This is a genomic window from Streptomyces sp. NPDC007945, assembly GCF_042958885.1.
Classification (GTDB): Bacteria; Actinomycetota; Actinomycetes; order Streptomycetales; family Streptomycetaceae; genus Streptomyces.
In genome coordinates this window covers 14,090-28,379 of sequence record NZ_JBIBJV010000013.1, presented here as the reverse complement: position 1 = coordinate 28,379, position 14,290 = coordinate 14,090, and the positions used below count along the sequence as shown (strand labels likewise).

The window sequence follows — 14,290 nt, the reverse complement described above, 5'->3', positions numbered from 1 at the left end:
GAGCGGGTTTTCGGTCCTCTGCGCCCCGCCTGTGCGGGGATGGCCCCGTCGCCACGTCCATCAGCCGCGGCGACCGCGTCTACTCCCCGCGCGGGGATATCCGAAGGCGTACGCCGGGCGGACGGCTCCCTCGTCGGCTCCCCGCACCCGTGGGGGTGGGTCCCATGGCACGTGCCTTCACGCGCTCTGCTGCGAGTGCCCCCGCACCCGCAGCAGGGATTGCGGGCTGGTGGAGACCTCAGGGCAGGTTGGGGGGTTTTGTCTGATTCGATGGAAGTTGCTTGGGAGGCGGTTGGTCTCGGGTATAACTGCAGGTCAGGAAGACTGCTCCCCGCCCGCGCGGGGATGGCCCCGGGAGCCGGAACAGCGCCTGGCGGACCTGGCCCTGCTCCCCGCCGCGCGGGGATGGCCCCACTCACCAGACAGCCGGTGAGGGACCCACACAACGGCTGCTCCCCGCCCGCGCGAGGATGACCCCGACGAGTAGTCGCAGTACGACGGCTGGGCCAGCTGCTCCCCGCCTGCGCGGGGATGGTCCGACCGACTCCAGCGTGCCGCGGATCGGCTCGCTCTGCTTCCCGCCTGCGCGGGGATGCCCTCCACGGTGACGTCGTCGAGGTCGACGCTCACCTGCTCCCCGCCCGCGCGGGGATGGCCCCAGAGTTTTCCGAGGACGACGCTCCCCGGCCCACTGCTCCCCGCCCGCGCGGGGATGGCCCCAGCAGCGCGGGAGCGTCGCGGGCGGCGACCAGCTGCTCCCCGCTCGCGTGGGGATGGCCCCCTGCCGCCCGAGCTGGAGCCCGGGGAAGTCGGCTGCTCCCCGCTCGCGCGGGGATGGCCCCGTCTTCCGGTCTGGGCGGCCGTCGCCGATCCGCTGCTCCCCGCTCGCGCGGGGATGGCCCCATTCGGTCCTCAGGACACGCGGCCGGAGAGATCTGCTCCCCGCTCGCGCGGGGATGGCCCCGCCTTGAAGTGGAGGAAGTTCTCCCTCCTTACCTGCTCCCCGCCCGCGTGGGGATGGCCCCGGCGAACAGGTGCAGCGGGTGTTTCAGGAGGGCTGCCCCTACCGGCGCGGGGATGGCCCTTCGGCGAGGGACCGCTCCACCACGGTCTCGCCCTGCACCCCGCCCGCGCGGGGTCTGTGAGGGCCAGAGTTGGGGGTTTTGTCTGATTCGGTGAAAGTTGCTTGGAAGCGGGCCGGCGTCGGGTAGAACTGCAGCTCAGGAAGTCTGCTCCCCGCCTGCGCGGGGATGGTCCCCCCGCCAGCCCAAGGAGGGTCTTCTCCGGCTTCTGCTCCCCGCCTGCGCGGGGATGGTCCCTTTACGGAACAGACAAGCTGTCCTCAGCCATCCTGCTCCCCGCCCGCGCGGGGATGGTCCCGAGCTGGCCAGTGGAAAGGCCGTCGTCGTCGACTGCTCCCCGGCCGCGCGGGGATGGCCCCACCGAGCTCCTGCGCACCCTGGGCGTGCAAGCCTGCTCCCCGCTTGCGCGGCGATGGACCCTCCGGGCGCTCCTCGATGGCGGACGCCTCCCACTGCTCCCCGTGCTCGCGGGGATGAACCCACCATGCGGGCCTGGGCCCGATCGTTGGCAGCCTGCTCCCTGCTCGCGCGGGGATGGCCCCACGTCGATCAGGTCGTCCTCCGCGCCGCCCTGCTGCTCCCCGCCCGCGCGGGGATGGCCCCTTCAAGGCCGTCTTCGGCGCCGGCACGATCTCCTGAAGCAGTAGCGCGGCATCGCCACTCGCCACGCCGAAGCGTTGTCCCGTAAATGATCTACGGCATGCTGGTTGATCGGCGTCGTTCCCCAGTCACCCGTCGAGGGTGAGGTTGTGGAGGCGAGCAATGCCGAGCATGGCGTGGTGGACGCCGTCACCTTTGAGACGGCAGTCGCGGAGGATCTTCCAGGTCTTCATGCGGGCGAAGGCGTGCTCGATGCGGGCGCGGACCTTCCGGTGTGAGCGGTTGTGCTCCTCTTTCCAAGCCGGAAGGCCAGCCTGGCCGGGTGCGCGGCGGTGTGGGATGACCAGGCCGGTGCCCCGGTAGCCGCCGTCGGCGATCACCGTGGTGCGGCCGACGGCGGCCTTGACGCCGGACAGCTCCCACGCTTTGCAGTCGTGGCGGTTGCCGGGCAGCGGCCTGCCGACGGCGACGACGAGCCGAGTGTCGGCGTCGATGACGACCTGGTGGTTGGTGGAGTACCGGTAGTTCTAGACCGCTCGGCGATGCTGTGGTCGCGGGTGGGGACCAGGGTGCCGTCCACGATCAGGACGGTGTCCGTGCGCAACCGCTTGCGTCGCTGGGGTGCGAGCGCGGGTCCGAGGTGGTCGATGATGCGGTCGGCCGCGGACTTGGACACCCCGAACAGCGGTGCCAGTTGGCGCAGGGTGAGGTTGGTGCGCCAGTAGGCGGCGACCAGCAGCACCCGGTCCTCCAGCGGCAGGCTCCACGGCCGGCCCCTGCGAACCGGGTCGGCGCCCTCGCGCCGGAGCACGGTGATCAGCTTGCCGAATTGCCTCGGGCTCAGCCCGCTGAACGGAAGTATCCACGCGGGATCCGAAGCCGTGATGACGCCAGCCATTTCAAGATCATCGCAAGTGGCTGGGTCGCCTCTCCCTGTTCAGTACGTTTCAAGGGCTGGAGGAAGGTTCGCGGCCGTGTGCGCTTCCGCAATGTTGAACACACTTGCGCAAGCCGGACACTCTGCACGACCAAAGACGTATCTGAGCCCCTCGGCGAGCCGCTGCTGCCCGTCCCGGCCGGCTGTGGCGTGCATCCATCGGCCCGGGTCGCGAAGCTCCTCGGCCGGGGCGGGCCGCAACGACCGCCGCTCGATGTCGCCCTGGTCCCAGTCTCGAATGGCCGCGTAGCAGCCGTAGTCGCCGACGGCGATGGTCACCTCCGCTTCGCAGCCGGGGCAGGACACGGCATAGAAGTCGTCGGCGAAGTCCCCCATAGAGGCGCTCCAGTGGTATTGCCCTGCAAGGGCAAGCAGATCACCGAAGAGCCGGTGGTAGTCGGCCGGACGATTCTGAAGCCTCTGATCCACGAGTTCCCGCAGCCGGGCGACCTCGTTCGGACAGTCCGCGAGCCGAGCTTCACCGTCGGGGTGCCGCAACGTGCCACGCACGATGGCACTGGCCAGTTCGAGTGCCTGGGCATACGTGGGAGCTAGAGCTGCCAGGCGTGGGAGAGCTGCGAAGCTCGCCGCGGAGACCGTCTCACCGTGGAGGCAGAGACGGTCCCACAGCTCTTCCCATGCCTCCGGAACTTCCTCCCGCTCTACCTGATCCAAGAGCAGCGGCACCCGCCCAACCGCCCCGTGAGCATCAACCACCTGCGTCCAGTCCGTCACGAAGGCATTCAACTGTTCCCACAGCCACGCTGCCAATCTGCAGGATGACAGGGCCACGAGGCTCACTTGCCATTGCGGGACAGCCCTTAGACCGCCCAGTCCTACGAAGCAGCCGTCACCCTTGCGTCACTCCTGATGGGGGCCTGCCATTTGACGGGAACCTACGGCGGCTCGGAATTTTCGGAATTCGGCATCCGGCGTGGTCCGGGCTGCTAGCGTCCTGTTCCGTTCGGGCCGTAACCGTTAAGAGCAAGGGGGGCGGTGGCTCGTGAGTGGGGTTGTGGGCTTAGCCGGTGGGGGTGTTCGGCCCCGGTGGGATCCTCGGGAGTCCCCGTGCATCAGGGTGTCGATGCTCGATGATCGGCTCGTCGAGCTGAACCTGATGGAGGTGCTCCACGATGCCGACGGCGTGCGGGCTGTGGAAGGCGGCACGCCGGGCGAACAGGTCGCGGTCATCGAGTTCCTGCTGGCGATCTGCTACGCCTCCGGCACCTGTCCGGAGTCGCCGGCCGAGTGGCCGGCCTGGGTGGACCGGAAGGACGCGCTGCGGCCGGCGGCCGAGTGGCTGGCGAAGCGGCCGGAGGACGAGGTCTGGGACCTGTTCCATCCGGAGGAGCCCCTGGGGCAGAACGCGCTGCTCGCGCCGTTCCTCGACCAGCACGGTGCCGGCCCCGCGCAGCTGGTGATCGAACGGGTCGGGGACTACAACCAGTTCTTCGACCACCACCATCTGGAGCACCCCAGTCCGCTGCCCGTAGCCGAGGCGTTCCGGGCCATGCTCACCCAGCACGTGTACGGGCCGGCCGGCCGCGCCCGGATCTCCGGCAAGAAGACCCTGGGCGCCACGATCACCAACCTCGCCGCCACTCGCCTCGGGACCCGCATCCGGGTGATCGCGCTCGGTGACACCCTCGGTGAGACGCTGCGGCTCAACCTCGCCCCGGTCGACGGGCCCGCCGGGACGCTGAACCGCACCTGGACCGTAGGCAAGGAGCGCCGGGGCTTCACGGTGAAGGCGACCCCGCGGGCCGTCGAAGGCCCGGCGGATCTGCACAGTTACCTCGGCCGGTCGGTCCTGCTGCGCCCCACGCGGACCGGGGAGTACGTCGACCGGGTACTGCTCGGCGCGGGCGAGGTGCTGGAGCTGGGGGACGAGCACCTGCAGGACGCCGTGTACCTCGGTAAGAAGGGCGACGGCACCAGGAAGCCGCTGTGGGCGTCGGCGACCCGGGCCGTCTGGCGCGAGGCCCACGCTCTCTACGCGGCGGTGGACGAGGCTCGCCGCTCCGGCGGGGGACGCAACGACGGGAGCACCCTCTACCGGCGGCTCGCGCTCTTCCCCCCTGAGGGCGTCGCGCCCGAGCCCGGCCAGCGGCCCGCCCGCCGCGTCGAACTGTGGACGGTCGGGCTCGTGGCCAAGCAGACCACGGCCATCGCCTGGGTCGACGGGACGTTTCCCTTCGCCCCCGGCCTGGAGGCCGAGCTGTACGAGGCGTCCTACCGCGGTTCGGTGCTCGCCGAGTTCCTGGCGGGCGCTCTGTACAAGGCGGCGTACGCGGCCTGGAGGGTGGCGTACCCGAATCCCAAGCCGACCGACAAGGCCCTTCAGATCGCACGATTCGACGCCCGCGAACGGCACTGGGAGGCGACGCGGGAGCCGTTCGAGCTGCTGATCGAGGAGACCGCCCTCGGCGAGGACGTCGGGGCGTCCCTCCGGGAGTACGCGGCCACCATCGCCACCGCGGCCCGCCGGTTCCTCGCCGAATGCCTTGATTCCCTGCCCAGGAACGCGCAGGGCGCGAAGGCCCGGGCCGCGGCGCTGCGGCGCTTCGACGACGAGCTGGGCCAGCAGAAGGCCCCGGCCGAATTCCCAAGGGGGACCACCTTATGACCACCGCCAGAGCCGTGGACGGCACCCGTGCAGCCGACCCCAGCGATGCCACGGTGAGTGAGGGCGGGGCCGCGCTCACCGCGTGGCTCGCCAGCCTCGTCCACAACCACGACTACGCGAGCCTGGCCGAGCTCCGCCGGCCCCGCGTCCAGCGGGAGCCGCACTTCCGGGCGCTCTGGTACAGCCCCACCGAAGCGCAGCGCGAGGTGTACGGGCAGGTCGCCTTCCTGTTCGCGGTCTACCACCAGGGACGGACGAAGCCCGCCTTCGGCTACGGCAGCCTCGGCGGGGCCGCCCGCCGGATCGGCGGCGGTGCGGGGCGCGGCCCCGACGACCCGGGCGCAGCGCGTCTCGTCGACCGGATCGTGTCCAGCCGCCGCATCCCCTGGCGCCACCTCCAGCACGCCATCGCGCGGCTGCGCTCCTGCGATCAGCAGCCGCCGTCCTGGGCCGGGCTCGTCGACGACCTGAACCGGTGGCACGACCGCAGGGCCCGTGTCCCGTACGAGTGGGGCGTGGCCTTCCACCTGCCGCCCGCGCGAGCCGCCGCAGACCGCGCGGGCGCGCTCTCCCTCCCGACCTCAGCCGTCTCTCTCCCGAAGGACCCGACCACGTGACCAGCAGCGTCCCCTCCTCCGGCAGCCAGTTCCTCTCCCTGCACCTCCTGGAGACCCTGGTGGCCGTCCTCCCCGTGCGTGACGAGAACGGGGCGCCGAAGTCGATCGTCTACGGCGGTGCCGAACGCCACATGATCACCAGTCAGGCGCGGCGCAGGGCCGAGCGCGTCCACACCCGGAACCGGGCCAACGCCGGGGTCGGCGCGCTGGCCGGACGCGGCACCGGCACCCGTACCCGCGAGTGGGCGCTCATCACCGCTCGCGAGCTGACCTCCGAACACGGCTGGGAGCCGGAGGAGGCCGTCCGCACCGCGCGGGCCGTGATCGAGGCCACCGGCCTGAAATTCGGGGACCCGGGCAAGAAGACCGTCGCGAACCTCACGAAGGTGCTGCTGTTCGCCCCGTCCGACGCGGGCGCGCGCATCGCCGCCCACATCGAGGAGCAGGCCGGGACGGTACGGGCCTGGGCCGACGAGTACACAGCGGCGCAGGCGGCCGCGGCAGCGGCGGCCTCGGCCAAGAAGAAGACGGCCCGCAAGGGCGCCGCCGCAGCTCAGGAGGAGCCGCCCGGCGCGGACGGCACCGAGGGGGACACGGAGTCGGGGGCGGCCGCCGAGGCCTCCGCAGCGGATGCGAAACTGCCCGCCCTGCCGGCCGCGACCCGGGCCGCCGTGCTCACCGCACTCGCTCCGCGCGACGCCATCGACATCGCCCTCTACGGGCGCTTCCTCGCCGAGATCGCGGACTCCCCGAACGTGGACGGCGCCGTCCAGAGCAGCCACGCCTTCACCGTGCACGAGGCGGAACAGGTCGACGACTTCTACGCCGCGGCCGACGACGCGAAGCTGGACCGCAAGCGGAACCCGAAGCCCGCGGAGAAGACGAACGCCCTGGACTTCCTCGACGCGGCGGACGACGCCGGCGCGGGCATGACCGGCTACCAGTCGCTGATCACCGGCACCTTCTACCGGCACGCCGTCCTTGACCGGCTGAAGCTGCGGCGCAACCTCCGGGCCGCCGGGATGACCGAGGAGGAGGCCGAGGAGGCGTCCGTGGCGGCCGAGGCGGAGTTCGTCACCGCGTTCGTCGACGCCTTCCCCGAGGCGAAGAAGAACTCGACCGCGTCCACGGGCTCGCTGCCCGCCCTCGTGCTCGCCTTCGAGGGAGAACGCCCGTACAACTACGCGGCCGCCTTCCAGAACCCCATCGACGAGAACCCCGTCGGCGGGGGCGGCGAGGGCCCCGCCGGCCCGGCCGCGGTCAGGCGGCTCCTGAAGCACCACGCCTTCGTCAGCGGCCGCCGGCCCGACATCAAGGCCGGCCGCGTCCTCACCTACGACCCGCAGATCGACGAACTCCTCGGCACCCTGAAGGACACCGGGGCGCTCACGGTGACCTCCGCCGAGGAGCTGACCGCGTGACCTCGCACGTCCTGCTCGTCCGGCTGGCCGCGCCCCTCCAGTCCTGGGGCGTGGCCTCCCGGTTCGCCCGCCGCGACAGTCACGTCAGGCCCACCAAATCAGCGGTCGTCGGCCTGGTCGCGGCGGCACTCGGCCGGGACCGCACCGACCCGGTGGACGACCTCGCCGCGCTCGTCTTCGGGGTCCGTGCCGACCATCCGGGCACCCCGGTGCGCGACTACCACACAGTCGGCTCCGGCCGGTACCCGCTGCGCCCGCGCGACATCATCACCGACCACCGGCGCGCCGCGGCAGTCGCCGCGAGCATGGCGGCGGCCGACGGGCCGGCCTTCGGCCACCACGAACTGGCCGGGTGGTACGGGGCACCGAAGAAGATCACCGCCGACCCGGTGTCGGGGGTACTGGTCTCCGCCGAGCTGTCGCGCTCGGCGATGGTCACCGAACGTTGGTACCTGTCGGACGCCGCCTTCGTTGTCGGACTCCAGCACCCGGACCGGGTGTTCCTCGACGACATCGCGTACGCGCTGGAACACCCGAAGCAGTTGCTGTGGCTCGGCCGGAAGTCCTGCCCGCCGTCCGGCACCTTGGCCGCGGAGATCGTGCCCGGCACGATCGCCTCGGCGTTCGCCAGCAAACTCCTGCTCCCCGGCCCGGACGGACCCGATACCTCCGGCCGCCGGCCCTGGGCCTGGATCCAGGCCGCGCCGGGCACGCGCGGCGCCTCGCAGGTGAACGACCAGCCGGTCAGCTTCGACCCCGCGAACCGGGTCCACGCCAGGCGCTGGGAGACCCGTACGCGCATCACCATCGCTCCGACCGCAACCGGATGGGACATCATCCCGTGACCACCAGCGCACGGGCCTCGACGGCCCGCTTCGTCGCCACCCACGCCGTCCTCACCCTCGACGCCCGCCACCCGCTGGTCGCCAAGTCCCTCGTCGACGCGCAGGAGATGCACCGGACCGTCATGAGCGGCTTCCGCGGCTGGGTCGAGGACGGCGCCCCGCAGGCGCGTGCCCAGATGGGCGTCCTGTCGACGTGGTCGGTGGACCTGAAGGCGGCGGCCCTCGTGCTCGTGGTGCAGTCGCGGGTCCCCGGGGACTGGACCCGGATCCCGCGCGAGGCCTTCACGACGGCGCCGCGGCTCATCACCGTGGACCGCACGTTCAAGGCGGGCGAGGTCATCGGCTTCCGAACGGTCGTGAACCCGACCCGCAGCAAGCCGTCGGGCCGCCCCGCCTCGGAGAAGGTACGCGGCACCCGCACCGCCCACACCACCCCGGAGCACGTGAAGCGCTGGTTCGTCCGGCGCCTCCAGGCCGACGGGGAGCCGGCGAACACCGAGGACGGCGTGGCCCGCATCGGCGCCACCGCCGACCCCGAAGCGCTGGGCATCCGCATGCTGCCGACGGTCTCCAGCGCCCACCGCGCGAAACCGATCCGCGTCGGCCGCGCCGAGATCCGCGGCGACCTCACCGTCACCGACCCAAACACCTTCGTCAACGTCCTGTCGAACGGCGTCGGCCACGCACGGGCCTACAGCTGCGGGCTGCTCCTGACGCGCTGACACTGGAGCCCGGCGGGGCATCCCCGCACACGCGGGAGGGAAGAAGGGCCTGCTCCTAACGGGAGCCATCCCCGCACGGGCGGAAACCCCCGTCCGTGGCCGAGACTAAGCCCTGCGGCTCCGCCGGGACCAGACCCTCCGGGCGGCGCCCGGACCTACCGCTTCCCGCCACGGCGCATCAGGATCGCGAGCGTGGCCCGCGCGTCCCGCCGGCGCTGCGGGGTGCGAAAGACGACGGACGACACGGCCACGGTCACCACGACGCCGGTGTAGGCGAGGCCGGTGGCGGCGGAGAGCGTGGCGGCTTCCTGGAAAACGGTCTCCAGGGTGGTGAGCACGACGGACATGGGGATCCCCCTCGGGGTCGGTCGCCCGGCGGTCCGTTCCGCCGGGCTCGGTGCCTCAGGTATCCACCGTGTGGGCGGCGTCCAACGAAGTCGCCGCCCGCCGTAGAGCCATGTAAGCCCTGGTCAGAGGGGGAATGAAGATGTGTCCAACGAAGTCTTCGGCGGACGGCGGACAGGCCGGCGACGGACCGCCGAAGATGTTCGCCAGGGACCTGAAGGCGCTCTACGAGGCCGCGGGCGGCAAGGCGTTGGGGTACCCCCGCCTGATAGCCGAGGGCACGAAGCACGGCTTCACGGTGGGCAAGTCGAACCTGAGCGGCTGGTTTCTCGACTCACCACCGCAGTCGCCACGGCACGTCGATTACGTTCTGACCGTGTTGATCCCCTTCCTGGAGGATCGCGCGGCGCTCCACTCCCCGGGCCATCACCGGGTCCCCGACGGCGTGTGGGGCCGTCGGCTGAGCGCCGCACAGGCCGTCAGCAGGAGTGGGCAGGGCGGCCGCGGCTCCCGTGTCCACGCAGCGTCCGCCGGGCGTCTCCTGGGCGGGGCCTCCCCGACCCTCCAGGACGTCCTCCCCCGCGACTTCGTCGGGCGGGAGCCGGAATGCGCCGATCTGGCGGCTTTCATGACCGCTCCCGACGGGCCTCCGTCGTACCTCTGGTACCAGGCAGGGCCCTGGGCGGGGAAGACTGCGCTGCTGGCGTGGTTCCTCGCCCGAGAGCTGCCCGCCGGAGTCGACGTCGCCCACTACTTCGTCTCCGGACGTCACGGGACCGATCGTCGTCTCGGCTTCGCGCGGACGGTCGCCGCTCAGCTGGCCGTGGCCGCGGGCAGCAGGCGCCGGCCGCCGTTGGACCCGAAGCATGCGGACCTCGATCCGTGGTACGAGGTCGCGGCGCAGGAGTGCGAGAAGCGGGGCCGCCGTCTGGTACTGGTCGTCGACGGGCTCGACGAGGACGCCGAGGCGAGTCTCGAATGCCGGGGCATCGCCGGGTTGCTGCCGAAGAAGCCGCCGCACGGCATGCGGGTCATCGTCTCCGGGCGGCCGAACCCGCGGGTTCCGGCGGGGCTCGCCGCGGATCACCCGTTGCGGGAACGCGGCATCGTCCGGCGGCTGTCCGACTCGCCCGAGGCGCGGATCATCCGCGATGCCGCGACCACGGAACTGCACACCTTGCTCGAGGACCCTGAGTTCGGCCAGCGTCTTCTCGGGCTGCTCGTCGCCGCTCGCGGGGCCCTCAGCTGGAAAGATCTGGGCGAGCTCCTGGGGCTCACCAAGCATGCCGTGAAGGCGAAGCTCCGCACGGTAGTGGGCCGTTCGCTGGCACCCTCCCGTGTCGATCTGCTTCCTCTGGATGCTCAGTCCGAGGCGGAAGCGGAGAAAGAGCGACAGACCTTCGTGATCGCCCATGCCGAACTGCATGAGACAGCATGCGAAGACCTCGGGTGGCCCATCCTGGACAACTGCCTCGATGACCTTCATCGCTGGGCCCGGCACTACCAGGAGAAGAAGCACTGGCCCGACCACACCCCGAACTACCTCCTCACCGGCTACACCCGTCTCGTACGCGAGGAGGCTCCCGATCGGCTTGCCGGGCTCGTACTCGATCCTCGGCGGCAGCTTCGGCTCGTGCTGCGGTCGGGGGCGGACGTCGCGCTCCGTGACGTTGAGTCGGTGGCGCCGTCCGACGGGGAGGGGGTCGCTCCGGCGCTGGCGGCGGCGGTCGCCGTGTCGCGGGACCTGCTGCGGGGACGCGTGGAGGAGTTGCCCGAGTCCGTGGCCCGGACGGTCGCCCGGCTCGGTGACGCGGGGCGGGCGCGGGCGCTGGTGGGGGCGTCGGGGAGGGCCGTCGACAAGGCCGTACAGCTGGCCGATCTCGCACGGGCCCTGCACGCGAGGGGCGACGAGGAGGCCGCGGCCACCGCACGTGCGGCAGTCAGGTGGGCGGACACCGCACGGCGGGAGGCGGGCCGGTTCGCCTCCGCCGTCGACGAGGCGGAGGCCGCGGCGGCGCGGGCGGCCGTCGCACTGCTGGAGGCGGCCCTCGCGCCGGACCGGGGCGACGACCTCCGGGAGGCGCTCGCGCTGTTGAGTGCCACGCGGGGGACGGGTTCGGCGCGGTACGAGGCCTGGGCGCTGGCGGCCCGTCTGCTGGCGCCGGAGCATCCGGACGAGGCCGCGACGCTGCTGGACGGGCTGGAGGAGGAAGCCGAAGAGCTGGAAGCGCGAGGGGATTCGGCCGGGGCCGTTCAGGTGTGGGAGGCCGTCGTGGCCTCGGATCCCGCTCGTGCCGTACGCCTTCACGATCGGGTGCTGGCCCATGTGACGGAGGTGTGGGAGGACGGCCCGACGCTGGAGAAGGTCGGTGTGGTCGCGGTCGCCGCCTCCCTCGTGGCACGGTCGCGGCCGGAGCCGGCCGCACGGCTCGTGGACGCGGCACGGCAGTACCTGGAGGGCGTGCTGGGTGGGGACGGCGGGGCGCTTTCGGCCGCGGACGCGTTCCATGTCGAGTTCGGTTTCCGGGACACCCTGGAGGCGTTCTGCCGGGCCCTCGACGAGGTCGGGGCGCCGCCGGAGGCGGTCAATCGGGTGCGGGAGCTCGGGCTTCGTGTTGTTCCGGTGGAGGCCCAGGAAGAGGTGCTCGATCCCGATCCGTTCGAGGATCGCGCGTTCGTCGAGGCCGGACGGGTCGCGGACCAGGCCCTCGCCCTGGCCGACCGTGGGTCCGAGGACGAGGTCGAGCAGCGGTTGGAGCAGGCGCTGGCGCTGCTTCCGGCGGGCGGGACCGGTGAGGGGCTCAGTCCGGTGTGGGTGGCGGAGCTGGCGGGGGCGCTCGTCCGTACGGATGCTCTCGAGGCTGCCGGAGAGATGCTCAGGACCGTGCGGCGGCCTGCCGATCGGGTGCGGGTGAACGCCGCACTGGCGTTGGCCTGTGCGGATGGCGGTCAGCCCGACGCCGCACGTGGCTACGCGCGGGAGGCGGAGCGGGGGGCCGGCGGAGCCGATACGGACTGGGCCCATGCCGCGCAGGCGTTGGCCGGTGTCGGGGACGTGGAGGGCGCGGTGGACCTGCTGACGCGGCTTGGGCAGCAGCCGGACCGGGCCGGGACGCGGGCCACCTGGCGGAAGACCGACCAAGCGGTGCGCATCGCCGTCGCGGCCGAACTCGCGGCGTTTTCCCCCGAGGCCGCGGGAGAGGTGCTCCTGCCCGTCCTGAAGCGCCTGGACGCCGCGCGGAAGGCCGTCCCGAGCCAGGCGCTGTTGACCTCTGTCGTGGAACTCGTCCCGGCCGCCACCCGGCTGTCGTCGCCCGCGCGGGAGCTCTTCGACGACCTCATGGAAGCGGCGCGGACACAGGCCGCGCGGAGCGGTCCGCAGTCCTGGCGGTCCGAGGACGTGCTTGTCGTCGCCTTCCTGCGGCTGGGGGCCGGGGACTTGCCCGGCCGTCAGGTGGACTGGCTGAGGCAGGAGCTGCGCAACCGTGGGGCCGAGCACTTCCCGACCGCCGCGCTGGCCGTGCTGCACGCGGCGCTCGGCGACATCGCGGCGGCCGAGGCCATCGCGGGGCTGCCAGCCGTCCCGCACCACCGGGCGGCGGCGCTGACCGCGGTGGCCTCGCACCTCGCCCGCGTACCGGTCCGTCCGTTCCCCGTCCCCGGTGCGGGCGGTACGGACTCCTTCACGCGTGCCGTCCAGCACTTGGCCCTGACGGCGACGCCGCTCACGGTCCCCGCTCCCGAGGCCGCCCTCGGGGCCCTGGGGCGGGTATTGACCACCGCCGGCTGGTACCACGCCCTTCCGGTTCTGGCCCGGGTTGCTCCGGAGGCGGTGCAGGCCGTCCACGAGATCGCCGCGGTCCACCTCAGCGTCACCGCCCGTCCCTAGCAGTGCAGTGGTGTTTGCCGTGATTGCGCCTTTTCACTGCTCCCCGCTCGCCCGGGGATGGACCCCGGACGACGGACGACGGAGGCGCGGTCGTCGGGCTCACGCTGCTTTCCCGCCCGCGCGGAGATGGTTCCGCATCGCGGCCGTGATGGCGGCGGCGAGAGGCCTGCTCCCTGCCAGCGCGGGGATGGCCCCGACGCTGGCGTCCCCGGCCGGCTGTCGTTCGACCGGTGGGCCTGCACGGCCACGCCCAGACCCGCGCCCGCGCCGCTTACCGTCCGCCGTCCGCTCGGAGGCGGCCCCGCTGACCCCGGGCACCCCGCCCCGCGGAAGTAAAGCCCGGCTTTTCTCTCGTGCCGGCCGCCGTCCCGCGCCTCGGTAGGGGCGGGTCCAGCCCGTGTCGGGGTGCGGGCCAGGCCTGGTGCCCAGCGCGCTCTGCGGGCAGTATCACAGGGCCGCCCCTGCACGCCGTCTGACGGCTCCTCCGCCCCGCCTGTGTGTTGCTCCCTGCCCGTGCGGGGATGGTCCCTCGAACTGCGCACCCGCCACGCGGTGTTCGTCCTGCCCCCCCGCTCGCGCGGGGATGGATCCACGGAGTGGGTACAGACCGTGCCCGACCACGTGCTGCTCCCCGCCTGGGTGGGCATGGTCCCGCCTTCAGCACGGCCTTGTGCATCGGGATGCCCTGCTCCCCGCCTGCGCGGGGATGGTCCCGTCGGCCTCACCGGCGAGCAGGCCGGCACGATCTGCTCCCGCCCGTGCGGGGATGGCCCCAAGCTGTCGATGGACGACCGCTGGTCGTACTCCTGCTCCCCGCTCGCGCGGGGATGGACCCCGGCTGTACATGCCGAACGGCAAGGTCACTGCCTGCCCCCGCGCCCGCAGGGATGGACCCGTGATCGTGAGGAGAATCTGATGCCGGCCACTCTGCTCCCCGCGCCCGCGGGGATGGACCCCCGCCGCCGCCGAGCGGCGGACGGACCCTGCCCTGCTCCCCGCGCCCGCGCCCGCGCCCGCGGGGATGGTCCCTGCCGGTCGGAGACGAGCCGCCGCGCTCGACCTGCTCCCCGCGCCCGCAGGCCTGGCCGTGGCGAGGGGAGTGGACCACCGCCCACGACCGGCCCGGCCTCCGCCTCTGCTCCCCGCCTGCGTGGGGATGGTCCCCACCTGCACCTGCACGTGGTGCCGCGCACCGCCTGCTCCCCG

At 72.5% G+C, this 14,290-nt stretch carries 8 protein-coding genes and 1 pseudogene; 6 read left to right on the top strand and 3 right to left on the bottom strand.

What is annotated here, in order from left to right; translation table 11 throughout:
- Positions 1-1,810: 1,810 nt before the first annotated feature.
- A pseudogene (locus tag ACFZCF_RS29545) lies at positions 1,811-2,580 on the bottom strand (transposase).
- A gap of 39 nt (positions 2,581-2,619) precedes the next feature.
- Positions 2,620-3,354, bottom strand: a complete 735-nt coding sequence (locus ACFZCF_RS29540; RefSeq protein ID WP_391290016.1) for a hypothetical protein — start codon at positions 3,352-3,354, stop codon at positions 2,620-2,622.
- 349 nt (positions 3,355-3,703) lie between these two features.
- Here ACFZCF_RS29540 and ACFZCF_RS29535 point away from each other — a divergent pair, with 349 nt between their 5' ends.
- From ACFZCF_RS29535 to ACFZCF_RS29515, 5 genes are read left to right on the top strand one after another with little or no spacing between them, the layout of a single operon-like run.
- Positions 3,704-5,245, top strand: coding sequence for a type I-E CRISPR-associated protein Cse1/CasA (locus ACFZCF_RS29535; RefSeq protein ID WP_391290015.1), 1,542 nt, complete (start codon positions 3,704-3,706; stop codon positions 5,243-5,245).
- Positions 5,242-5,862: a type I-E CRISPR-associated protein Cse2/CasB gene (gene casB / locus ACFZCF_RS29530; protein ID WP_391290013.1), complete on the top strand. Its 621-nt coding sequence runs from the start codon at positions 5,242-5,244 to the stop codon at positions 5,860-5,862. Before ACFZCF_RS29535 ends, casB begins: the two co-directional genes overlap by 4 nt.
- Complete coding sequence (locus tag ACFZCF_RS29525; RefSeq protein ID WP_391290011.1) at positions 5,859-7,283, top strand: type I-E CRISPR-associated protein Cas7/Cse4/CasC; 1,425 nt, start codon at positions 5,859-5,861, stop codon at positions 7,281-7,283. The genes casB and ACFZCF_RS29525 overlap by 4 nt, the downstream gene beginning before the upstream one ends.
- On the top strand, positions 7,280-8,128 hold the full coding sequence (gene cas5e / locus ACFZCF_RS29520; protein WP_391290009.1) for a type I-E CRISPR-associated protein Cas5/CasD: 849 nt from the start codon (positions 7,280-7,282) through the stop codon (positions 8,126-8,128). The genes ACFZCF_RS29525 and cas5e overlap by 4 nt, the downstream gene beginning before the upstream one ends.
- Positions 8,125-8,850, top strand: a complete 726-nt coding sequence (locus tag ACFZCF_RS29515; protein ID WP_391290008.1) for a type I-E CRISPR-associated protein Cas6/Cse3/CasE — start codon at positions 8,125-8,127, stop codon at positions 8,848-8,850. The genes cas5e and ACFZCF_RS29515 overlap by 4 nt, the downstream gene beginning before the upstream one ends.
- A 155-nt stretch (positions 8,851-9,005) precedes the next feature.
- Here ACFZCF_RS29515 and ACFZCF_RS29510 read toward each other — a convergent pair whose 3' ends face one another.
- Positions 9,006-9,197, bottom strand: a complete 192-nt coding sequence (locus ACFZCF_RS29510; RefSeq protein WP_382811319.1) for a hypothetical protein — start codon at positions 9,195-9,197, stop codon at positions 9,006-9,008.
- A gap of 197 nt (positions 9,198-9,394) precedes the next feature.
- Between ACFZCF_RS29510 and ACFZCF_RS29505 the strand changes: the two genes are divergently transcribed.
- Complete coding sequence (locus ACFZCF_RS29505; protein ID WP_391290006.1) at positions 9,395-13,084, top strand: hypothetical protein; 3,690 nt, start codon at positions 9,395-9,397, stop codon at positions 13,082-13,084.
- Positions 13,085-14,290: the final 1,206 nt, after the last annotated feature.

Excerpts from the sequence above, each read along its gene's own strand:
- ACFZCF_RS29535 (WP_391290015.1), top strand. The coding sequence starts at position 3,704 with ATGCTCGATGATCGGCTCGTCGAGCTGAACCTGATGGAGGTGCTCCAC.
- casB (WP_391290013.1), top strand. The coding sequence starts at position 5,242 with ATGACCACCGCCAGAGCCGTGGACGGCACCCGTGCAGCCGACCCCAGC.
- ACFZCF_RS29510 (WP_382811319.1), bottom strand. The coding sequence starts at position 9,197 with ATGTCCGTCGTGCTCACCACCCTGGAGACCGTTTTCCAGGAAGCCGCC.
- ACFZCF_RS29505 (WP_391290006.1), top strand. The coding sequence starts at position 9,395 with ATGTTCGCCAGGGACCTGAAGGCGCTCTACGAGGCCGCGGGCGGCAAG.